The sequence below is a fragment of the Serratia sp. NCCP-200 genome, assembly GCF_059697885.1.
Genome location: NZ_BAAKUJ010000001.1, coordinates 535,044 through 556,885, shown reverse-complemented (window position 1 = coordinate 556,885; position 21,842 = coordinate 535,044). Strand labels below are relative to the sequence as shown.

General features: G+C 54.4%; 17 protein-coding genes. 4 read left to right on the top strand and 13 right to left on the bottom strand.

Annotated elements, in window-relative coordinates; all coding sequences use genetic code 11:
• Nucleotides 1-8: 8 nt before the first annotated feature.
• The 8 genes from nuoH to lrhA form a co-directional block, all read right to left on the bottom strand.
• A complete protein-coding gene (gene nuoH, locus AC6HVW_RS02595) occupies nucleotides 9-986 on the bottom strand; it encodes an NADH-quinone oxidoreductase subunit NuoH (RefSeq protein ID WP_021805990.1) in 978 nt (325 codons plus the stop codon).
• Nucleotides 983-3,718, bottom strand: a complete 2,736-nt coding sequence (nuoG, locus tag AC6HVW_RS02590; RefSeq protein WP_186486770.1) for an NADH-quinone oxidoreductase subunit NuoG — start codon at nucleotides 3,716-3,718, stop codon at nucleotides 983-985. Before nuoG ends, nuoH begins: the two co-directional genes overlap by 4 nt.
• Nucleotides 3,719-3,817: 99 nt before the next feature.
• Nucleotides 3,818-5,170 (bottom strand): NADH-quinone oxidoreductase subunit NuoF, encoded by a 1,353-nt coding sequence (nuoF, locus tag AC6HVW_RS02585; RefSeq protein WP_186486771.1) that lies wholly within the window; start codon nucleotides 5,168-5,170, stop codon nucleotides 3,818-3,820.
• Nucleotides 5,167-5,718 carry an NADH-quinone oxidoreductase subunit NuoE gene (gene nuoE, locus AC6HVW_RS02580; RefSeq protein ID WP_021178523.1) on the bottom strand — a complete coding sequence of 184 codons (552 nt, stop codon included), beginning with the start codon at nucleotides 5,716-5,718 and terminating at the stop codon, nucleotides 5,167-5,169. Before nuoE ends, nuoF begins: the two co-directional genes overlap by 4 nt.
• A gap of 2 nt (nucleotides 5,719-5,720) precedes the next feature.
• Complete coding sequence (nuoC, locus tag AC6HVW_RS02575; protein WP_037375523.1) at nucleotides 5,721-7,517, bottom strand: NADH-quinone oxidoreductase subunit C/D; 1,797 nt, start codon at nucleotides 7,515-7,517, stop codon at nucleotides 5,721-5,723.
• A 96-nt stretch (nucleotides 7,518-7,613) separates the two neighbouring features.
• Nucleotides 7,614-8,288 carry a NuoB/complex I 20 kDa subunit family protein gene (locus AC6HVW_RS02570; protein WP_021178525.1) on the bottom strand — a complete coding sequence of 225 codons (675 nt, stop codon included), beginning with the start codon at nucleotides 8,286-8,288 and terminating at the stop codon, nucleotides 7,614-7,616.
• Between the two features lie 15 nt (nucleotides 8,289-8,303).
• On the bottom strand, nucleotides 8,304-8,744 hold the full coding sequence (locus AC6HVW_RS02565; protein ID WP_021178526.1) for an NADH-quinone oxidoreductase subunit A: 441 nt from the start codon (nucleotides 8,742-8,744) through the stop codon (nucleotides 8,304-8,306).
• A gap of 702 nt (nucleotides 8,745-9,446) precedes the next feature.
• Nucleotides 9,447-10,385, bottom strand: a complete 939-nt coding sequence (gene lrhA, locus AC6HVW_RS02560) for a transcriptional regulator LrhA (RefSeq protein ID WP_071684042.1) — start codon at nucleotides 10,383-10,385, stop codon at nucleotides 9,447-9,449.
• A gap of 837 nt (nucleotides 10,386-11,222) precedes the next feature.
• Between lrhA and AC6HVW_RS02555 the strand changes: the two genes are divergently transcribed.
• Both AC6HVW_RS02555 and yfbR read left to right on the top strand, forming a co-directional pair.
• The gene (locus AC6HVW_RS02555) at nucleotides 11,223-12,437 is read left to right on the top strand and encodes a pyridoxal phosphate-dependent aminotransferase (RefSeq protein WP_021805995.1); all 1,215 of its coding nucleotides are present in this window, start codon (nucleotides 11,223-11,225) and stop codon (nucleotides 12,435-12,437) included.
• Between the two features lie 97 nt (nucleotides 12,438-12,534).
• On the top strand, nucleotides 12,535-13,134 hold the full coding sequence (gene yfbR, locus AC6HVW_RS02550) for a 5'-deoxynucleotidase (RefSeq protein WP_021805996.1): 600 nt from the start codon (nucleotides 12,535-12,537) through the stop codon (nucleotides 13,132-13,134).
• A 42-nt stretch (nucleotides 13,135-13,176) separates the two neighbouring features.
• Here yfbR and AC6HVW_RS02545 read toward each other — a convergent pair whose 3' ends face one another.
• The 5 genes from AC6HVW_RS02545 to yfbV all read right to left on the bottom strand — a co-directional run bounded on the left by AC6HVW_RS02545 (nucleotide 13,177) and on the right by yfbV (nucleotide 17,783).
• Nucleotides 13,177-13,779 (bottom strand): hypothetical protein, encoded by a 603-nt coding sequence (locus AC6HVW_RS02545; RefSeq protein ID WP_021805997.1) that lies wholly within the window; start codon nucleotides 13,777-13,779, stop codon nucleotides 13,177-13,179.
• Between the two features lie 261 nt (nucleotides 13,780-14,040).
• Entirely contained in the window at nucleotides 14,041-15,873 is a 1,833-nt protein-coding gene (locus AC6HVW_RS02540; protein ID WP_071684122.1) for an SLC13 family permease, read from the bottom strand.
• A 96-nt stretch (nucleotides 15,874-15,969) separates the two neighbouring features.
• Nucleotides 15,970-16,626, bottom strand: a complete 657-nt coding sequence (locus AC6HVW_RS02535) for a sugar phosphatase (RefSeq protein WP_071684044.1) — start codon at nucleotides 16,624-16,626, stop codon at nucleotides 15,970-15,972.
• Between the two features lie 21 nt (nucleotides 16,627-16,647).
• Nucleotides 16,648-17,142, bottom strand: coding sequence for a YfbU family protein (locus tag AC6HVW_RS02530; protein WP_071684045.1), 495 nt, complete (start codon nucleotides 17,140-17,142; stop codon nucleotides 16,648-16,650).
• A gap of 185 nt (nucleotides 17,143-17,327) precedes the next feature.
• Nucleotides 17,328-17,783: a terminus macrodomain insulation protein YfbV gene (gene yfbV / locus AC6HVW_RS02525; RefSeq protein ID WP_024485138.1), complete on the bottom strand. Its 456-nt coding sequence runs from the start codon at nucleotides 17,781-17,783 to the stop codon at nucleotides 17,328-17,330.
• Between the two features lie 403 nt (nucleotides 17,784-18,186).
• On the opposite strand from yfbV, the gene ackA reads away from it, so the two are divergent.
• Nucleotides 18,187-19,389 (top strand): acetate kinase, encoded by a 1,203-nt coding sequence (gene ackA, locus AC6HVW_RS02520; RefSeq protein WP_024485139.1) that lies wholly within the window; start codon nucleotides 18,187-18,189, stop codon nucleotides 19,387-19,389.
• A gap of 101 nt (nucleotides 19,390-19,490) precedes the next feature.
• Nucleotides 19,491-21,650, top strand: a complete 2,160-nt coding sequence (gene pta / locus AC6HVW_RS02515) for a phosphate acetyltransferase (protein WP_024485140.1) — start codon at nucleotides 19,491-19,493, stop codon at nucleotides 21,648-21,650.
• Nucleotides 21,651-21,842 lie beyond the last annotated feature (192 nt).

Sequence of the window (21,842 nt, the reverse complement as noted above, 5' to 3'; positions counted from 1 at the left end):
TTCACCCCTTATTGAGCGTTGTACAAAATGACCGCGGCGGTTGCCAGCAGGTTCAGCAGCGTCAACGGCAGGCAAATCTTCCAGCCGAATGACATCACCTGGTCATAACGCGGACGCGGCAACGAAGCACGGATCAGAATGAACATCACCATGAAGAAGGCCGTTTTCAGTGCGAACCAGATGAATGGCGGCAGGAATGGACCCTGCCAACCGCCGAAGAACAACGTCACAATCAGGGCGGACACGGTCACGATACCGATGTATTCCCCCACGAAGAACAGACCGAATTTCATACCGGAATATTCAATGTGGTAACCGTCGGCCAGTTCCTGCTCGGCTTCCGGCTGGTCAAACGGATGGCGGTGACATACCGCCACACCGGCAATCGCAAAGGTAATGAAACCAAAGAATTGCGGAATGACGTTCCAGATGTGTGCCTGTGATTCAACAATCGCCTGCATGTTGAACGAGTCGGCTTGCGCCACTACGCCCAGCACGGACAGGCCGAGGAACACTTCGTAGCTCAGGGTTTGTGCCGAAGCACGCATCGCCCCTAACAGCGAGTATTTGTTGTTACTGGACCAGCCGGCGAACAGCACGGCATACACCGCCAGGCCAGCCATCATCAGGAAGAACAGAATACCGATGTTGAGATCGGCCACCGACCAGGTCGGGCTGACCGGCACGATGGCAAAGGCCAACAGCAGCGAGGTAAAGGCGATCACCGGGGCCAGCGTAAAGATCATGCGGTCGGCGAAGGTCGGAACCCAGTCTTCTTTGAAGAACATTTTGATCATGTCGGCGACCAGCTGCAGCGAACCGCCCCAGCCGACACGGTTTGGTCCGTAACGGTTCTGGAACAGCCCCAGCAGACGGCGTTCGCCGAAGCTCATAAACGCCCCGCAGGTGACCACGACCAACAGGATCACCACCGCTTTCAACACGGCGATCAGGATGTCGATCACCTCAGGTGTCAACCAGCTCATAGTGCCGCCTCCCGCAGATTTTCAACCTTCGCACCCACCAGTACCGGCGGGATCCCTGGCAAGCCGAGCGGCAAACCAACCTGGCCTTGGCTCAGGGTTTCACTCAGGCGTACCGGCAAACGCAGCGTTTGGCCTGCACAGCTGAACTCGACCCAGGCTCCGACATTGACACCCAGCTGTGCGGCATCGGCAACGTTGATCATCACGTAGGCCTGAGGCATACGTTGCTGGATCACTTCGGAGCGCTGTGACATTTCGTCACTGCCAAACAGGTGGTAATACGGCGCAACACGCCAGCCTTCGGCTTTGAACGCCGTAGGGATAGCGGTGAAGTAACCGAGGTTGCCCTCCCCTGCTTCGATCAGGCGGATACCCGGATCGCCATGGCGCAGTTTGCCACCCACTTCGGCCTGGAACTTGTTCCATGCCTGCGGTGAGTTCCAACCTGGTGCCCAGGCAAATGGGATCTGCTGACGGTCAGCCAGCGGGCTGTTGTTCCCTTCCATCGAGAAGGCGAACATGGTGTCTTTATCTTGCGGCTGACGCGGTTCATGCACGCTGATATCGGCACGCATCGCGGTGCGGCCACTGTAGCGGTGCGGTGAACGGGCCAGTTTCTGACCACGGATGCGGAAGGTCGCATCTGGGGCAGCTTCGACAATACCTTGCAACTGCGGCAATGCGCTCACGCAGGCGGCAATCACGTCATCGAGCTGGGTCCAGTCAACCTGGCGGCTGGTGTAGGTGGAATGCAGCGAGTGCATCCAACGCCAGCTTTCCAACATCACGCTGTAGATATTTTTCTTGGCATCATCGTAATAAGCCGGGTCGTAGACCTGGAAGAAGCGCTGTGCGCGGCCTTCCTGGCTGACCAAGGTGCCATCGCTCTCTGCAAAACTGGCCGCAGACAGGATCAGGTTGGCTTTGTCCATGATGGCGGTGCGCTGGTGATCGGCAACGATCAGGTTACTGACCTTGGCCAATGCGGCATCCACTTTGGCCGCCGGGGCGTGACGATAGAGATCGTTTTCCATCACGATGGCGGTGTCAGCGGAACCACTTTCCAACTGCACCAGCGCCTCATCCAGCGAGCCACCACCAATCATCGCCAAGCCCATGCTGTTGGCAGCGGCGGCAACGAAGGTGATGCCAACATTGGCACCGCGACCTTTCAACGCCTTGGCAATGTTGGCCGCAGCTTCAATGATCGCTGTGCTACCCGCGTTGCTGCCGGTGATGATCAATGGTTTCTGCGCACCGGCCAGGGCCTGCACGATCACGTCGATTTTCTTGTTCAGATCGTCGGCCAGATCGGTCACCGCCGGCGCGGACTCATCCAGCGCGTGGGCAATGGCGAAGCCTAAACGGGCTTGCTCATCCACCGGCGCACGGTAGTTCCAGGCGGCGATGTCGTCCAGACGGGTGTTATCTACGTTAGTGACGAACAGCGGGTGTTTGGCGTGCTGGCCGATGGTTTGCACCGCCGCGATCTGCCAATCGGCGACGCGGTGTGCCGCAGCCATCGCGCGGGCTTTCCCTTTCACCGCCTGACGTACCGACAGCGCGATACGAGCACCGGTCTGGGTCAAATCTTCACCCAGAACCAACACCGCGTCGTAGCTTTCGATTTCACGCAGGTTAGGCGTATAAACGCCGCTGTTTTTCAACACGTTGAGCATCAGGTTCAGGCGCTGTTGTTCAGCCTGATTGATGCCGGTATAGAAGTTCTCGGCGCCGACCAGTTCACGCAACGCAAAGTTGCTTTCCAGGCTGGCACGCGGTGAACCGATACCGATGGTTTTGTTGGCCTGACGCAGAATATCTGCCGCACCCTGCATCGCCTGCTCGGCGTTCAGGGTGATCCAGTCGTTGCCACGCAGTTGCTGCGGCTGACGAGGGCGATCTTTCTGGTTCACATAGCCATAACCAAAGCGGCCGCGGTCACACAGGAAATAGTGGTTTACGCTGCCGTTGTAACGGTTTTCGATACGACGTAGTTCGCCATAGCGCTCACCCGGGCTGGTGTTACAACCGATGCTGCACTGCTGGCAGATGCTCGGGGCAAACTGCATGTCCCACTTACGGTTGTAACGCTCGGAGTGGGTTTTGTCGGTGAATACGCCGGTTGGGCACACTTCTACCAGGTTACCGGAGAACTCGCTTTCCAGCGTGCCGCTTTCCGGACGACCGAAATAGACGTTGTCGTGCGCGCCGTAGACACCAAAATCGGTGCCATCCGCGTAGTCTTTGTAGTAACGCACACAACGGTAACAGGCGATGCAGCGGTTCATCTCGTGCGAGATAAATGGCCCCAGTTCCTGGTTGTTGTGGGTGCGCTTACTGAAGCGATATTTACGGAAGCTGTGGCCGGTCATTACTGTCATATCTTGCAGGTGACAGTTACCGCCCTCTTCACATACCGGACAGTCGTGCGGGTGGTTGGTCATCAACCACTCGACCACGCTTTCACGGAACTGTTTGGCTTCTGCGTCATCGATGGAAATAAAGGTTCCATCGGATGCCGGTGTCATACAGGACATCACCAAACGGCCACGCGTATCGTCCGCGTTTTGGTATTGCTTTACCGCACATTGGCGGCAAGCGCCGACGCTTCCAAGCGCCGGATGCCAGCAAAAGTAAGGAATATCGAGGCCGAGGGAGAGACACGCCTGCAACAGGTTGTCGGCTCCATCTACGTCGTATTCTTTGCCGTCTACATGAATCGTAGCCATAGTCAGCATGCTTCCAAGTGGCCTGCCCATAAGGCAGGCGTTAATCAAAAATTCTGGCCGTGTTTCGGGGCGCGCTCACCGCACCCAGGCAAAGCGGGATTACCAGCGTTGCTTCAACAAGTTGTTTGGCTGAATGCCGCCAACCGCCTGGAGATTGCCCAAGTACTGTGGGGAAATCCCGGCTTCAAACTCTTCACGGAAATATTTAATCGCGCTTTGCAGTGGCTCTACGGCACCTGGCGCATGGGCGCAGAAGGTTTTACCTGGGCCAAGGGAGCGGCACAGCTGCTCGAGGGTTTCGATATCCCCCGGCTGGCCTTCGCCTCTTTCCAAAGCACGCAGGATCTTCACGCTCCACGGTAAGCCGTCACGGCACGGTGTACACCAGCCACAGGACTCACGGGCAAAGAACTCTTCCAGGTTACGCACCAGGGGAACCATGCCGATTTCGTGATCCACCGCCATCGCCAGCGCCGTACCTAAACGGCTGCCCGCTTTACCGATGCTTTCGAAGTCCATTGGCAGATCCAGGTGATCGGCGGTCAGGAAGTCGGTACCCGCCCCGCCCGGCTGCCAGGCTTTAAATTTCAGGCCATCGCGCATGCCACCGGCGTAATCTTCCAAAATTTCACGCGCGGTAGTCCCAAACGGCAGCTCCCAGACGCCTGGGTTTTTCACCCGGCCAGAGAAGCCCATCAGTTTGGTACCGGCGTCGTTACTCTTACCGGCGGAGATCCCTTTGTACCAGTCCACGCCATGCTCGAGGATGGCAGGCACGTTACACAGGGTCTCTACGTTGTTCACGCAGGTCGGTTTGCCCCATACGCCCACGGAAGCGGGGAATGGCGGCTTGGAGCGCGGGTTGGCGCGGCGGCCTTCCAGCGAGTTGATCAGCGCCGTTTCTTCACCGCAGATGTAGCGGCCAGCGCCCGTGTGGACGAACAGCTCGAAGTCAAAGCCGCTGCCCATGATATTTTTGCCCAGCAGGCCTGCTTCGGTGGCTTCCGCAATCGCACGGCGCAGATGTACTGCGGCCTCGACGTATTCGCCACGCAGGAAGATGTAACCTCGGTAGGCTTTCAGCGCGAATGCCGAAATCAGCATGCCTTCCACCAACAGGTGTGGCAGTTGCTCCATCAGCAAACGGTCTTTATAGGTGCCCGGCTCCATTTCATCGGCGTTACACAGCAGGTAACGGATGTTCATGGATTCGTCTTTCGGCATCAGGCTCCACTTCAAACCGGTGGAGAAACCTGCACCACCACGGCCTTTCAGCCCGGCATCTTTCACCAGGGTGACGATGTCATCGGCGGCCATGCCTTTCAGCGCTTTTCCCGCGCCCTGGTAACCGTTCTTGCTGCGATATTCATCCAGCCAGACCGGCTGTTGGTCATCGCGTAGGCGCCAGGTCAGCGGATGCATTTCGGCAGTACGTTTGATATCAATCATCATTTATACCGCTCCAACAGTTCGACCGCGTTTTCTGGCGTCAGGTGAGCATGAGTATCTTCATCGATCATCATGTTCGGGCCTTTGTCGCAGTTACCCAGACAGCAGGTCGGCAGCAGGGTGAAACGACCGTCGAAGGTAGTCTGGCCCGGCTTGATGTTGAGTTTCTTTTCCAGCGCGGCCTGAATGCCCTGGTAGCCGTTGATGTGACAAACCACGCTGTCACAGTAACGGATCACATGGCGTCCTACTGGCTGGCGGAAAATCTGGCTGTAGAACGTGGCCACGCCTTCTACGTCGCTGGCTGGGATGCCCAGCACTTCAGCGATGGCATAAATCGCCCCATCCGGAACCCAACCACGCTGCTTCTGCACGATCTTCAGTGCTTCAATGGAGGCGGCGCGTGGATCCTCGTAATGGTGCTTTTCGTGCTCGATCGCATCACGTTCTTCCGCGCTCAGCACAAATGCATCAGCGCCGCTCTGGGGAGCGGCTGCATTGGTGGCCTCAAGCGCATCGTGACTCACGTGAGTGTCTTTAAGATCATGCATAGTTAGCGGTCCACATCTGACATTACAAAATCGATACTACCCAGATAGACGATCAGGTCAGAGACCAGGCTGCCACGGATCACCGCAGGGATTTGCTGCAGGTGAGCATAGCTTGGCGTACGGATCCTGGTGCGATAGCTCATGGTGCTGCCGTCGCTGGTCAGGTAGTAGCTGTTGATCCCTTTCGTGGCTTCAACCATCTGGAATGATTCGTTGGCTGGCATCACCGGGCCCCAGGAAACCTGCAGGAAGTGGGTGATCAGCGTTTCAATATGTTGCAACGTGCGCTCTTTCGGCGGCGGCGTGGTCAGCGGATGATCGGCCTTGAACGGGCCTTCCGGCATGTTGTTCAGGCACTGCTCAAGAATGCGCAGGCTCTGGCGCAGCTCTTCCACTTTCAGCATCACGCGGGTATAGCAGTCGCTGTTACCGTCGCCGACCGGAACTTCGAAATCGAAGTTTTCATAGCCGGAGTATGGACGCCATTTACGCACGTCAAACTCAACGCCGGTAGCGCGCAAGCCAGCACCAGTCACACCCCATTCCAACGCTTCTTTGGCGTTGTAAGAAGCCACGCCGACAGAACGCCCTTTCAGAACGGAGTTGTGCAGTGCCGCTTTCACATAGGAATCGAGGCGCTTCGGCATCCAGTCCAGGAAGTCACGCAGCAGGCGATCCCAGCCACGCGGTAGGTCGTGCGCCACGCCACCAATGCGGAACCAGGCCGGGTGCATACGGAAGCCGGTAATCGCTTCAACGACATCATAAACTTTCTGACGGTCGGTAAAGGCAAAGAACACCGGGGTCATGGCACCCACGTCCTGGATAAAGGTACTGATGTACAGCAGGTGGCTGTTGATGCGGAACAGCTCAGACAGCATGACGCGGATGGTGTTGACACGATCCGGCACCACGATCCCGGCCAGTTTTTCCACCGCCAGTACGTAAGGCATTTCGTTTACGCAGCCGCCGAGGTATTCGATACGGTCGGTATACGGGATAAAGCTGTGCCAGGACTGGCGTTCGCCCATCTTCTCTGCGCCACGGTGGTGGTAACCCACGTCCGGCACACAGTCAACGATGTCTTCACCGTCCAACTGCAGAATGATACGGAATGCACCGTGTGAAGAAGGGTGGTTTGGGCCGAGGTTAAGGAACATGAAGTCCTCATTCTCGGTGCCGCGCTTCATGCCCCACTCTTCCGGCTTGAACTTCAGCGACTCCATCTCCAGATCTTCTTTTTGTTTGGTCAACACAAAAGGATCGAATTCGGTGGCGCGCGCCGGGTAGTCTTTACGCAGTGGATGGCCTTCCCAACTCTGCGGCATCATGATGCGCGTCAGGTGCGGGTGGCCGTCGAAGGTAATACCGAACATTTCCCAGGTTTCTCGCTCATACCAGTTGGCATTCGGGAAAATCTTGGTTGCTGTGGGCACGTGCAGGTCTTTTTCAGACAGCGCCACTTTCAGCATGATGTCACGGTTACGTTCGACAGAAATCAGATGGTAGAAAACAGAGAAGTCCGCGGCAGGTAAGCCTTCACGGTGGGTACGAAGACGCTCGTCCATGCCATGCAGGTCGAACAGCATGACGTACGGCTTCGGTTGTTTTCTCAAAAACGTCATAACTTCCAGCAACTGCTCAACCTTGACCCATACCACGGGCATTCCGGTACGGGTGGGCTGAACAGTAAAGGCTTCCGGCCCAAAACGGTTGCGCAGTTCGCCGATCACCGGATCATCAAGATGATCGCGGGTATGCCAAGCAGGCAGAGCTTCGTGCGTCGTTAAATCTGTCATAATTTTTTTCACCACACTAAAGGGTTATTTCGCCGCAAGTTCAACTTTTCGCTGTGTTAACCAATAGCGCACTAAGATGGACGTTAAATGAACGTCTTAAATCTCGTCAGGCGACCGAAGGTTGGTTACCGCAATACGCTCGGCGTGCTTACGTTCTTTTTCTGATGGCATATTGGCGCGGTACACGCCCTGATCGCCAACGACCCACGACAGCGGGCGACGTTCTTTACCAATGGATTCCTGCAGCAGCAGCAGTGCCTGCATGTAAGCTTCCGGGCGCGGTGGGCAGCCAGGAATATACACGTCGACCGGCAGGAATTTATCCACGCCCTGGACTACTGAGTAGATATCGTACATGCCGCCTGAGTTGGCGCAGGAGCCCATCGAGATCACCCATTTAGGCTCCAGCATTTGCTCGTACAAACGCTGAATGACCGGGGCCATCTTGGTAAAGCAGGTGCCGGCAACGACCATAAAGTCGGCCTGGCGTGGGGAGGCACGCAATACTTCCGCACCAAAACGCGCCACGTCGTGAACGGCGGTAAACGAGGTCACCATTTCCACATAACAGCACGAAAGGCCGAAGTTATACGGCCAAAGAGAGTTTTTACGCCCCCAGTTCACCATGTCATGCAAAGCATGTTCGAGTTTACCCATGTAAACCGTACGGTGAACCTGCTGCTCAAGGGGATCGCCTACGATCTCCTGTTTTTGCAGGGGATAACGGTCGTTCTCACCGTTCGGGTCTATGCGGGTGAGCGTATAGTCCATCTTAATGCCTCGCTGTTACTGCGGATGACTGTTGCTAGCGTTCTTGATGATAGTTGGCTTACTCAAACGCTTGGAGCGCGTTGGAGTCCAATCCAATGCGCCGATACGCACCAGATAAACCAAACCAGCCAATAACACCAAAATGAAAATGGCGGCTTCGATAAAGCCTACCCAACCGCTCTCACGAATCGAGACCGACCAGGCGTACAGATATAAGGCTTCAACATCGAAAATGACGAAGAACATGGCCACCAGGTAGAACTTGGCGGACAGACGCAAACGCGCCGTACCGACCGAGTCGACCCCGGATTCATAAGGGGTGTTTTTGGCGCGAGCCTGGGCTCTCCCACCCAAGAAGAACGCACCCAGCAGCATGAAGCCGCAGAGCCCGATAGCCATGATAAGAAATACGGCGAACGCCCAGTGATGAGCGATGACTTCAATGGTTGTTGACATACTCTATGCTTACTCATCAAAAGTGGCGTCGATCGTTCTGCTCTTGTAACTGGCAGTTAGTGCACCACATCGATTTAAGGGAAGGATAAATAACCACACAAACAAGCTGCTTTTACAGAGAGTTAGGCAGTGTTTTACTGTGGGCTTTTTACTCCTTTCTATAACCTTCTGTCAACTTTGACAAAAGTATCTACACACTAATTTACATACGAAGCATTTAATTAACATATGATGCGCTTGGCTTAGGCTAAATCGTGTCAGTTGATTGCTCAACGGAAACAGATAGATATAACCCCACAGGCACATTTCACTTTTACTATACCATTCTCTCAGGAATTCCCTGTTGTTCCACTCACTACCTAGGGGTATTTTTTTGATCCAGGACACGTTTCGGGCAGAAATCCTCAAAAAAAGTGTGGCGGTTTAACAATTTTTGTCAATTTCAGGTAAAAAAACGTCAGCGTAAAATAGCAAAATAACCCTATCAACTCCAGGCATTTACTCATTGTTATCGCTGCATAAAAAACGAGCAATTAGAAGAAATGCAGGTTTCACCTGCTAGAAACCATGCTAAAATACCCATTTAGCATCGAATTTACCCTCAACAGGCCAAAATCCTTGCTTTCCCTTTTTTGAGTTAAAAAAAACCTCCGCCGTGGCAGAGGTTTGTAACTTTCAATACGACTAGCTTAGGGTAAAACGCTACTCTTCGCTATCCGCCACGCTGGAACCTTCATCGATCACCGAAGATTCGCCGCCGCCGAAGTGGTAAATCTCACTGCCGTTTTGCACGGCACTGAAGATCGCCATGGCCAGTTCATTTTCGCACTTCATGTCTTTGCATAGCGCATACTGCGTATCAGGAAGATGCGGTAAACCTTCCGCCGCCCCCAGAACTCGCAGATCTGGGCTCATCATTTCGATTGGCCGCACGGTGATCCCCAAACCTGCCCGGCACGCCGCGCGCACCGCAGAAAGCGTAGAGGCCACGTAGGCAATACGCCAAGGAATACCGGCAGCCTCAAGGTGCTTGATCGCCATCGCACGGAACGGGCTTGGCTCATCCATCACCACCAGAGGGATCGGTTCCCCCGCCTGGTAATGGTAATCTGCCGAGCAGTACCACAGCGTTGGGGACGTACGCAGAATGATGTGCGGATGCCCTTCGGTATCCACGGTGGTGATGGCCAGATCCACTTCACCATTCTTCAGCATGTCGATCATGAACGGACTACGCTTCACCCGCACATCAATCGCCAGCTTGGGATAGACCGACGTCACGCGGTTTAGCAAGAAAGGCAAAATGGTATCGGCGGTATCATCAGAAGCACCGATAGTCAGAACGCCGTTGATATTGTTGTACATCAAGGAGGCACAAGCTTCGTCGTTGAAGCGCAGGATTTTCCTGGCGTAGCCGAGAAGCTGGATACCATGTTCGGTTAACAATTTATTGCGCCCATGACGGGCGAACAACTCTTTGCCAACCAATTGCTCTAACCGCTGCATTTGTTGACTGACTGCGGACTGAGTACGACACACGGCAACGGCAGCCGCCGCAAACGTATTCAAATCAGCAACAGCAACAAAGGTTCTTAGCAGATCGAGGTCGAGATTAAGTATCGGACGATTTGCACTTGTCATAGTGTTTTCTTCACTTTTTAAATTCTAATTTACAAACTACCCTGGTGTATTTCTAAGACGCAGCTGAAAAGGGCATGCGCCACTTATGACAGTACCCCACTCATTAGAAGAGGGCAAAAAAATTACTTATATTTCGTTATCTGCATCGCTTTTTATCCATGATCTATCGCAACGGCTTATTGATAGTGGTGAAAGTTACGACGAAAAGTGCTTACCCTTATAAGCACTGATAATCCTATGCGGGCAAAATCCCCCCTTTCCTCCCGGTTACCTCGATCCCTGGCCGCCAGAGACCATGACAGCATTGTTGTTTTCTGTACAAAATATTAACAACCTCCCCGTATATCGAATGACTCATCGATTAGGGAATTTAATAAATTCAAGCAGTAAGTCTTTTGCTTATTAAAAGACACCGACCATTACTTAAATAAAATTTAAGTTAATTACTAAAGTGGACCTAATGTAATTCTACTTCAACTCAGTGTGGTATTGTCAGTACAGACCAGAAACCAGATTAATCCCATATTACTATTTTTAAGCGGCTTTGGCGTTTTTCTGACGCTTGGCGTACACATTTATGCGGTTAACTGACAAAAACCCTTTACGTGACATGCACTTCCATCGAAGTATAAACCTTAAACCAGCGACATTTTCAGATTTAAACACTGAAAAAACGATCAATACAGACAGTTATTATCTTAAAAAGCGATTTTTGCCGATCGTTTTCACCAAAGCAATGCATAACCCTTCAAAAGCCCGGCCTCCAGGAGTACATTGGACGGATTGCGGTGTTCCACGGTAGGAACGACCCTATCTTAGCAAAAGGCTCAACTTTCTATGTCCCCCATTGAGAAATCCAGCAAACTGGACAACGTCTGTTATGACATTCGTGGCCCGGTACTCAAAGAAGCTAAACGTCTTGAAGAAGAAGGCAATAAAGTCCTCAAGCTGAACATTGGCAACCCTGCCCCGTTCGGCTTTGATGCCCCCGATGAAATTCTGGTCGACGTGATCCGCAATCTGCCAACGGCACAAGGCTACTGCGACTCCAAAGGGCTCTACTCGGCGCGCAAGGCAATCATGCAGCACTATCAGGCACGTAACATGCGTGACGTGACCGTTGAGGATATCTACATTGGCAATGGCGTTTCTGAGCTGATCGTGCAATCCATGCAAGCGCTGCTGAACATCGGTGATGAAATGCTGGTGCCTGCGCCAGACTATCCGTTGTGGACCGCCGCCGTGTCACTTTCCAGCGGCAAGGCCGTGCACTATATGTGCGACGAAGAATCTGGCTGGTTCCCGGATCTGGACGATATTCGCAGCAAAATCACCCCACGCACCCGTGGCATCGTGATCATTAACCCTAACAACCCAACCGGCGCGGTCTACAGCAAAGAGCTGCTGGAACAGATCGTCGAGATTGCTCGCCAGCATGACCTGATCATCTTTGCCGACGAAATCTACGACAAGATCCTCTACGACGAGGCAGAGCATCACTCCATCGCCGCATTGGCCCCAGATCTGCTGACCGTGACCTTTAACGGCTTGTCCAAAACCTACCGCGTTGCCGGTTTCCGTCAGGGCTGGATGGTGCTCAACGGGCCGAAGAAACATGCCAAAGGCTATATTGAAGGGTTGGAGATGCTGGCTTCCATGCGTCTGTGCGCTAACGTGCCAATGCAGCATGCGATCCAGACGGCACTGGGGGGTTACCAGAGCATCAGCGAATTTATTCAGCCTGGTGGCCGCCTGTATGAACAACGCGACCGTACCTGGGAGCTGCTAAACGAGATCCCTGGCGTTTCCTGCGTGAAACCTCAGGGTGCGCTCTATATGTTCCCACGCATCGACGCCAAGCGCTTTAACATCCGCGACGACCAGAAGCTGGTGCTGGATCTGCTGTTGCAAGAGAAGGTGTTACTGGTACAGGGCAGCGCGTTCAACTGGCCTTACCCAGACCACGTCCGTATCGTTACGCTGCCCCGCGTGGATGAATTGGAAATGGCGGTGGGCAAACTGGGCCGCTTCCTGGAAACCTATCACCAGTAATTTTGCCGGGCGCGGTTCGCTGCGCCCTACAATTCCGAGGGATGTACTTAGCTCCATAGCGTATAATGCTCTCACATGCCGTTGTAGAGAGAGCACCATGAGCCAGAGCCACTTCTTTGCCCACCTGTCCCGTTTGAAACTGATTAGCCGCTGGCCGCTGATGCGCAATGTGCGTACCGAAAACGTTTCCGAACACAGCCTGCAGGTCGCCTTTGTCGCCCATGCGCTGGCCGCGATCAAAAACCGCAAGTTTAACGGCAACCTGAATGCCGAACGCGTGGCGTTGTTGGCGATGTATCACGATGCCAGCGAAGTGCTGACCGGCGATATGCCCACTCCCATCAAGTATTACAACCCGCAGATTGCCCACGAATACAAAAAAATCGAGAAGATTGCCCAACAAAAGCTGTTGGAGATGCTGCCGGAAGAGTTACAGAACGATTTCCGCTCGATCCTGGACGAGCACCATCACAGCGAAGACGAAAAGCTGATCGTGAAACAGGCCGATGCGCTATGCGCGTATCTGAAGTGTCTGGAGGAGCTGTCAGCGGGGAATAATGAGTTCAAGCAAGCCAAGGCTCGTCTGGAGAAAACGCTGCAAATGCGCCACAGCCCAGAAATGGAGTATTTCATGACGGTGTTTATCCCGAGCTTCAGCCTTTCGCTGGATGAAATCAGCAGCGACTCACCACTGTGAGTGCAGAGCCAGGTGCTTATGCACCTGGCAGTCTGAGACACCTTAGCCGCAGGTCGTACCTTCCGGCATTTCTACCGTGAACTCCTGCTCCACCACCGAGCGTAAATCGATACGCTGGAAAGTTTGTGTGACCAGGAAGCGGTAAATTTTATCCTGTGGGCATTGGTTGCCAAAGTAAGAAGCCTGGGCCTCCAGCACCGGTTTTTTATCGCTGTTAAACATACTCAGCAGGAAACGGCGCTCGGTGTAGTAGTCCCTTTTCTTCGAATAGCCAATGATCTCTCTGGTCATAATGGCCTTGGTGGTACAGGTCGCCTTTTCCCCTTTCTTGGTATTTTCAGTGGTGCATTCGGTGGTCTCACCGGTGGCCACATCCCCGTAATCCGCGCTGGTATATTCATGTACCCGGGTGTTTTTATCTACGTCCAACACCACAAACAGCTTGGGCACCACACCGCCATTTGGCAGGTTATCCTCGGTATAAACGCGCTGAAACCCCTTTGCGCGCAAAAACGTCAGCGTATTACCGAAGAAGTGTTTCGCCAGCATCGGTTCATCAGAATCTGAGGCGACAAGCACCAACACTGGCGCATTCTTATCAAAGGCATAACCCGGATCGGGCACCGAATTGAGAGAGCCACTCATGTATCTCGTACAGCCGGACAGCAACAACAGAGAAGCTAAAGTAAGGGTTATAAATCCATGTTTCATTTTCATGGCAACTCCAGAAGGATCGCTAAACTAAGCCTGGGCGACACCGGTCGCCGTAAAGCCTCAACGAGCTGCTGCATGAGCCGATAAAATGCCAAAACTCTTTATGGTTTCGGTCGTTAGCTACTTAAGCGCATTCTCAAGAGTCAATAAAGTGCCTTTACTCATTCCTGACATAAAACGCAAACTGTGTGCTTAAAACGCATACAACCAAGGCACCAATATCACGCTGACAATCATCACCAGTACGGTGAACGGCACCCCAATTTTCAGAAAATCGCCAAACTTGTAGTTCCCCGGCCCCAACACCAGCGTATTGACCGGCGATGACACCGGCGTCATAAAGGCGGCGGAGGCGGCAATAGCGATAATCATGGCAAACGGATAAGGTGAAACGCCCATTTCACGGGCCGCCGCGATGGCAATCGGTGCCATCAATACCGCGGTGGCGGTGTTGGAGATAAACAGCCCTATGGTGGCGCACAGGACAAACAGACAGGCCAGCATGACGTGCGGCCCGGCATTACCGGCAACATCCATCAACCCACGGACGATCAGATCTACCCCGCCCGTTTTCTGCAACGCTTGGGCAAAGGGCATCATACCGACGATCAAAATGATGCTCGGCCAATGGATCGCCTTATAGGCACTTTCCATATCGATGCAGCGAAAGCGCCCCATCAGCAGGCAAGCGATCAGCGCGGCGATCGGATTGGGGATCTCGTCGGTCAGCATCATTGCCACCATCAGCGCCAGACAGAACAACGCATGAGGAGCCTGGGTGATCGCCGGTGCCACTTCGTCCACTTCTGCGGGCAGGTTCAAGACGATAAAGTCATGGGTTTTGGCCTGTAACTGGCGGATTGCTTTCCAATCGCCGATCACCAACAGAATGTCCCCCAGGCCCAGCGGTTCATCCACCAGCTTGCCTTGCAGGGTTTCACCATTGCGGCGGATACCGACCACGTTGAGATCGTACCTACTGCGGAAAGCGGCATCGCGCACGCTTTTCCCGAGCAGTGCCGATTCAGGGATTAGCGAAACTTCGGCCATGCCCACGTTGCGCGACTGTTCGGAGAAATATTCCCCCCGCAGCACCATGGGCTCAAGCTGTTGCTCACTACAGAACTGACGCAGATCGATATCACAATCCGTCATGTCGATCAGCAGTACATCCCCTTCGCGCAGTTCCGTGCTGCCAAAGGCGCTGATCATCACCCGGCGGAAACGCTTCCAGCGCTCAATGCCGATAACGTTGGCGCTGTAACGCGCGCGCAAATGCAATTCATCCAGCGAACGGCCAATCAGTGGCGAACCGCTACGCACCGCCAAACGACGCGCCCGCCCGGTGAGCTTATAGTCGCGGATTAAATCGCGGAAAGTCCGGCGCTCCCAGGCCGACTTGGTCTTGGTGCCGCCGCTGTCGCCGAGCCAGCGTCTTGCAACCAGCATGTACCCCACGCCCAACAGCAACACCACCAGACCAATTGGCGTGACGCCAAAGAAGCCGAAACCGTCGATGCCTTCACGAACCAGTTCGCTGTTGACCACCATATTCGGCGGCGTGGCGACCAGCGTCATCATGCCGCTGATTAAACCGGCAAAGCTCAGCGGCATCATCAGCCGCCCTGGGGAGATTTTCATACGCACCGCGACGCTGAGCACCACGGGAATAAAGATGGCTACCACCCCGGTCGAGCTCATAAAGGCCCCCAGCCCGGCGACGGTAAACATCAGCAGCATCATCATCTTGGTTTCACTGCTGCCCGCCACCCTCACCAACCAGTCACCAACCTGATAGGCCACCCCGGTGCGTACCAGCCCTTCGCCAATGACGAACAGAGCGGCAATCAAAATGACGTTAGGATCGCTGAAGCCAGCCGTTGCCTCTTGCAGACTCAAGGTTCCACTGAGCACAAACGCAATGATCACCAACAGTGCCACCACATCCATGCGCAGCTTATTGGTGGTAAACAGCACAATGGCTATTAACAGTAAACTCAAAACCCAAAGTAATTCGCTGTTCAAAACGGCCTCATTCTGCAGTGATCCCGGCATAAGAAATTAGCATAAAAAAACCCCGACGATGCGGGGTCTAATCAAATTGAGGTAAGAATGTGCAGATTAAGCAATAAGTTCGATGACAGCGCCCTGTTCGGACTTGGCGATCTTGAGCTGTTCCAAGGAGGAAAGGATCAGATCCACCTGGTCCAGCTTCGGTGCGTCTGCCGGTGCATTAACCGCAATCACCTGGCAACCTGCGGCCAAACCTGAAAGGATCCCGGCAGGGGCATCTTCCACCACCACACAATCCTGCGGTGCCAACCCAAGACCTTGTGCCCCTAACAGGTAGGCGTCTGGATGCGGTTTACCCTGTGTAACAAGCTCACTGGTGATAAACACCTCAGGAAGCGGCACTCCACCGGCAAGACGGCGTGCGTTAGCCACTGGCACGGAACCCGAAGTGACGATTGCCCAAGGTATCCCCAACGCATTGATCTGCTCCAGCAGGGCCAATGCACCTGGTAGGGCATGGACTCCGTCGGTATCCTCTGCCTCCACCTGCTCAAGCAGTGTGAACTCATGCTGTAGCTCAGCCTCGGTGGCATTCGGCATAAAGTGACGCAGCGAGGTGATCGCCTGTTTTCCGTGGATAAAGTCCAGCACCTGTTGCGGGCTGATGCCATGGCGTTCTGCCCATTGCGTCCAGGCTCGCTCTACCACTGGTAATGAATCTACTAACGTTCCATCAAGATCGAACAGAAAACCCTTACACTCCACGGGAAACCCCTCTACGTTTAATCAGGCATTGATGATTTGCGCAATCTCGACGGCGCTCAGATGATACTGGCGTGGGCAGGATAGCCAGATACTCAGCATGCGCTGGTATTTTTCCCACATTTTGGTTTGGGCGTTAAACCCGTGGCTACCAGAATCGAAATGAGTATACCGCCCTTCCGTGTTCACCAGGAAACGCACATAGCTCAGGTAACGCGCTTCAGTAGCCGCATCAAAACCCAGGAATGCCAGACGACGCGCTTCTAACCCCTGGCGATCCTTGAGGTTCTCCCAGGAGACCTGGAGCGCATGGTGCATTTCCATGATGTTGATGATGGTGCGGCACACTTCTTCGCTCATCTCACCAAAATCACGATCCAGCTCGCGCATTTGCAAACCAAAACCGCGTTCGATGATCGTCTGCAAGCGGCGGTAGCGCTCCGCATTGTCCGGATCGAGCATGGTCATCATCTTGTATTGATTCGACAAAATCAGCCGTTGGGCGTGAGTCATTTCCATTTCATTGTCCTCAGTTCTGCAAATTAACCAGAGCATCGCATGACTTCAGTATGGCGTGGAATCACAACTAACCCATTCTTTGATTTGAACCGGGATATTCGTCAAATGTGGGGAGTGACCAGACATGATCCGGGCACGAATTTGCGGCATAAAGCAAGGCCGGTGAGATCCCGGCCCAGTGGCACTTAAAGATCGTCGAGGAAGGTTTTGTCCAACTGCTTGAAGGCTCGTTTCAGCACGTCCGCCAGCGCCTGGTAGGTTGGCGTCCCTTCAACGGGGGCAATCGCCTGCCCGGCTTCCGCCAGCTTGTTACGGACCTCATGGAACCATTGCAGCAGGGTTGGCGGCAACGGCGTCACGGAACGTCGGCCCAACCACCACAGCCCCTGCATCGGCAGGCTACAGGCAAACAGCGCGGTGGCAATCGCCGGACCAAGCTGACCGCCGAGCGCAATCTGCCAGGTCAGGGTAAAAATCGCCAACGGTGGCATAAAGCGAACGGCAAAGCGGGTAGCGCGCGCCACGCGGTTCTCAGGGAAAAGCGGTGCCAGCCGTTTGTCTGCTGGCCAGGTTTTCATGTAATGCTGCCCGCGCTGGAATATCTGAAACCAGCTTACGGAACCGGATGGTCTGCTTGTCATTGCGCACCTCAACTTCACGTATAAAAAATAAAATATTCTTGCAAACACACTAACAAAAAAGTTGAAGCTTTAAATTTATTTTGTGTTTGTGGCGGGCTATCGGTATCCTAAGCCGGCCATGTGCCGGTAGAAGATGACAGAAGATTTGTCAACTTTTAGCCCTATCTCCCTAATCCTGCCGTTGGCGGCCATGTGGGGCTAGGAAGCGGTAAAAATCAGGATCGCTTAAACCGCAGAGAAATCATCGGTTTTTTCATCATTGTGTCCTTTGTATCACTGACATGATGTTAATCATAAATGTCAACGGCATTATGCGCTACGCTTGTTGTCTGATTGACGTTTTATTCACCACGTGTTTTTGGGTCTTCCTTAATACCAACACGAACTATAAGTAGGTACTTCCATGTCGAGTAAGCTAGTACTGGTCCTTAACTGCGGCAGTTCTTCCCTGAAATTCGCCATCATCGATGCAGCCAACGGTGAAGAATACCTCTCTGGCCTGGCCGAGTGCTTCCATCTTCCTGAGGCCCGTATCAAATGGAAAATGGATGGCGGTAAACAAGAAGCGGCACTGGGTGCCGGCGCTGCGCACAGCGAAGCGCTGAACTTCATTGTTAATACTATTCTGGCACAAAAACCAGAGCTTTCCGCCCAGTTGACCGCTATCGGCCACCGCATCGTGCACGGCGGCGAGAAGTTCACGGCTTCTGCCGTCATCAACGACGAAGTCCTGCAGGGTATCAAAGATTCGGTACCTTTTGCACCACTGCATAACCCGGCTCATCTGATCGGTATTGCTGAAGCGTTGAAATCCTTCCCTAATCTGGCTGATAAAAACGTTGCCGTGTTTGACACCGCGTTCCATCAGACCATGCCGGAAGAGTCCTACCTGTATGCCCTGCCGTACAGCCTGTACCGCGACCATGGCGTTCGTCGCTACGGCGCACACGGCACCAGCCACTTCTACGTGACTCAAGAAGCCGCGAAGGCGCTGAACAAGCCGGTTGAAGAAGTTAACATCATCACCTGTCACCTGGGCAACGGCGGTTCCGTAACCGCAGTACGCAACGGTAAGTGTGTTGATACTTCCATGGGTCTGACCCCGCTGGAAGGCCTGGTGATGGGTACCCGCAGTGGTGACATCGATCCAGCCATCATCTTCCACCTGCACGATGCCATGGGCATGAGCGTTGACCAGATCAACAAGATGCTGACCAAAGAATCTGGCCTGCTGGGCCTGACCGAAGTCACCAGCGACTGCCGCTACGTTGAAGACAACTATGAGACCAAGGCCGATGCCAAGCGCGCCATGGACGTCTTCTGCCACCGTCTGGCCAAGTACATCGGTGCCTATAGCGCCCTGATGGAAGGCCGTCTGGATGCCGTGATCTTCACCGGTGGTATCGGTGAGAACGCCGCGATGGTACGTGAACTGACCCTGGATAAACTGGGCCTGCTGGGCTTTGAAATCGATCATGAACGCAACCTGGCTGCCCGCTTCGGCAAATCAGGCAACATCACCAAAGACGGCAGCCGTCCGGCACTGGTGATCCCGACCAACGAAGAATTGGTCATCGCGCAAGACGCTTCCCGTCTGACCGCTTAATGCTCTCCACACCGTCAGCCCAGGCTGGCGGTGTTGTTTTGAGCCTGTCATCTTTGTCTGCGCCCCCGTTGCAGGCAGAAAACCGTGAAGAGGACTATTCTGTGTCACGTACAATTATGTTGATCCCCACAGGCACCAGCGTCGGTCTGACCAGCGTCAGCCTGGGTGTCATCCGCTCCATGGAGCAAAAAGGCGTTCGCCTGAGCGTATTCAAACCTATTGCCCAACCGCGTACCGGCGGCGATTCCCTCGACCAGACCACCACCATCATCCGCAGCAACTCGACCATTCCAGCGGCCGAACCCCTGCGTATGAGCTACGTTGAGAGCCTGCTGAGCTCCAACCAGCAGGACGTGCTGATGGAAGAGATCGTGGCTCGTTACCACGAAAACACCAAAGACGCAGAAGTGGTGCTGATCGAAGGCCTGGTGCCTACCCGTAAGCATCAGTTTGCCAACTCGCTGAACTACGAGATCGCCAAAACGCTGAACGCAGAGATCGTCTTTGTGCTGGCGCTGGGCAACGATTCTCCAGCCCAGTTGACCGAGCGCATCGAACTGGCTCGCTCCAGCTTCGGCGGCAGCAAGAACAAAAACATTACCGGCGTGATCATCAACAAGCTGAACGCTCCGGTGGACGATCAGGGCCGTACTCGCCCAGACCTGTCCGAAATCTTTGACGATTCCACCAAGGCCAGCGTAGCCAACGTCGATCCTGCACAGCTGTTCGCCAACAGCCCGCTGCCGGTATTGGGTTGCGTACCGTGGAGCTTCGAGCTGATCGCTACCCGTGCCATTGATATGGCCCGCCACCTGAAGGCGCGAGTGATCAACGAAGGCGACATCATGACCCGCCGGGTGAAATCTGTGACCTTCTGTGCGCGTAGCATTCCGCACATGCTTGAACACTTCCGCCCGGGTTCCCTGCTGGTAACCTCTGCCGACCGTCCAGACGTGCTGGTTTCAGCCTGCCTGGCCGCGATGAACGGCGTGGAAATTGGTGCCATCCTGCTGACCGGCGGCTACGAAATCGATGCCTCCATCAACAAGCTGTGTGAGCGCGCCTTTGAAACCGGCCTGCCGGTGTTCATGGTTGACACCAACACCTGGCAGACCTCGCTGAGCCTGCAAAGCTTCAACCTTGAAGTGCCTTCAGACGACCATCAGCGTATTGAGAAAGTGCAGAACTACGTGGCCAGCCACATCAACGCCGAATGGATCGAGTCCCTGACCGCCACTTCTGAGCGTTCACGTCGTCTGTCCCCACCGGCGTTCCGTTATGAGCTGACCGAGCTGGCGCGCAAAGCGGGTAAACGCATCGTGCTGCCGGAAGGCGACGAGCCACGCACCGTGAAAGCGGCGGCCATCTGTGCCGAACGTGGTATCGCGGAATGTGTGCTGCTGGGTAACCCGGAAGAGATCAAACGCGTTGCCGCCGCGCAGGGCGTTGAGCTGGGTAAAGGCATCGAGATCGTCGATCCGGTTGCCGTGCGTGAACTCTATGTGCCGCGTCTGGTTGAGCTGCGTAAGAGCAAGGGCATGACCGAAGTGGTTGCGCGTGAGCAGTTGGAAGACAACGTAGTTCTCGGCACCCTGATGCTGGAGAAAGGCGAAGTTGACGGCCTGGTTTCCGGTGCCGTTCACACCACCGCCAACACCATCCGCCCACCGTTGCAGTTGATCAAAACCGCACCGGGCAGCTCACTGGTTTCTTCCGTGTTCTTCATGCTGCTGCCTGACCAGGTTCTGGTCTACGGCGACTGCGCGATCAACCCGGATCCAACCGCTGAACAGCTGTCTGAAATTGCTATTCAGTCTGCCGATTCCGCAGCCGCATTCGGTATCGAACCACGCGTAGCGATGATCTCCTACTCTACTGGTAATTCCGGTGCGGGTAGCGACGTTGAGAAAGTGCGTGAAGCGACCCGTCTGGCGCAGGAAAAACGCCCGGATCTGATCATCGATGGCCCACTGCAGTATGACGCAGCGATCATGGCCGACGTGGCCAAATCCAAAGCGCCTAATTCGCCAGTAGCCGGTCAGGCGACCGTGTTCATCTTCCCGGATCTGAACACCGGTAACACCACTTATAAAGCGGTACAGCGTTCTGCTGACCTGGTATCCATCGGGCCAATGCTGCAAGGCATGCGCAAGCCGGTGAACGACCTGTCCCGTGGTGCTCTGGTTGACGATATCGTCTATACCGTAGCCCTGACGGCGATCCAGTCGGCTCAGGCTGACGCGCAGGCTGCTAAAGCCTGATGAGACAAAGGTGCCACTACGGCACCTTTAGACTCTGGTAATACCCATAACGGCCTGGTGATCATCACCGGGCCGTTTTATTTTTGGCGTCAACAAAGAGCAAGCAATGCCCCCCGATGCCCCTCACCCTAACCCTCTCCCACAGGGAGAGGGGACCGATCGAGTAGATCTGAAAATTCGGTGACACACCTT

What these genes read in the sequence shown, in the direction of transcription:
- yfbV (WP_024485138.1), bottom strand. Translation starts at nt 17,783, where the DNA reads ATGACAAGCAGACCATCCGGTTCCGTAAGCTGGTTTCAGATATTCCAG.
- AC6HVW_RS02555 (WP_021805995.1), top strand. Translation starts at nt 11,223, where the DNA reads ATGTCCCCCATTGAGAAATCCAGCAAACTGGACAACGTCTGTTATGAC.
- nuoF (WP_186486771.1), bottom strand. Translation starts at nt 5,170, where the DNA reads ATGATGATTGATATCAAACGTACTGCCGAAATGCATCCGCTGACCTGG.
- AC6HVW_RS02565 (WP_021178526.1), bottom strand. Translation starts at nt 8,744, where the DNA reads ATGTCAACAACCATTGAAGTCATCGCTCATCACTGGGCGTTCGCCGTA.
- nuoG (WP_186486770.1), bottom strand. Translation starts at nt 3,718, where the DNA reads ATGGCTACGATTCATGTAGACGGCAAAGAATACGACGTAGATGGAGCC.
- lrhA (WP_071684042.1), bottom strand. Translation starts at nt 10,385, where the DNA reads ATGACAAGTGCAAATCGTCCGATACTTAATCTCGACCTCGATCTGCTA.
- yfbR (WP_021805996.1), top strand. Translation starts at nt 12,535, where the DNA reads ATGAGCCAGAGCCACTTCTTTGCCCACCTGTCCCGTTTGAAACTGATT.
- nuoC (WP_037375523.1), bottom strand. Translation starts at nt 7,517, where the DNA reads ATGACAGATTTAACGACGCACGAAGCTCTGCCTGCTTGGCATACCCGC.
- AC6HVW_RS02570 (WP_021178525.1), bottom strand. Translation starts at nt 8,288, where the DNA reads ATGGACTATACGCTCACCCGCATAGACCCGAACGGTGAGAACGACCGT.
- ackA (WP_024485139.1), top strand. Translation starts at nt 18,187, where the DNA reads ATGTCGAGTAAGCTAGTACTGGTCCTTAACTGCGGCAGTTCTTCCCTG.
- nuoH (WP_021805990.1), bottom strand. Translation starts at nt 986, where the DNA reads ATGAGCTGGTTGACACCTGAGGTGATCGACATCCTGATCGCCGTGTTG.
- AC6HVW_RS02545 (WP_021805997.1), bottom strand. Translation starts at nt 13,779, where the DNA reads ATGAGTGGCTCTCTCAATTCGGTGCCCGATCCGGGTTATGCCTTTGAT.
- AC6HVW_RS02530 (WP_071684045.1), bottom strand. Translation starts at nt 17,142, where the DNA reads ATGGAAATGACTCACGCCCAACGGCTGATTTTGTCGAATCAATACAAG.
- nuoE (WP_021178523.1), bottom strand. Translation starts at nt 5,718, where the DNA reads ATGCATGATCTTAAAGACACTCACGTGAGTCACGATGCGCTTGAGGCC.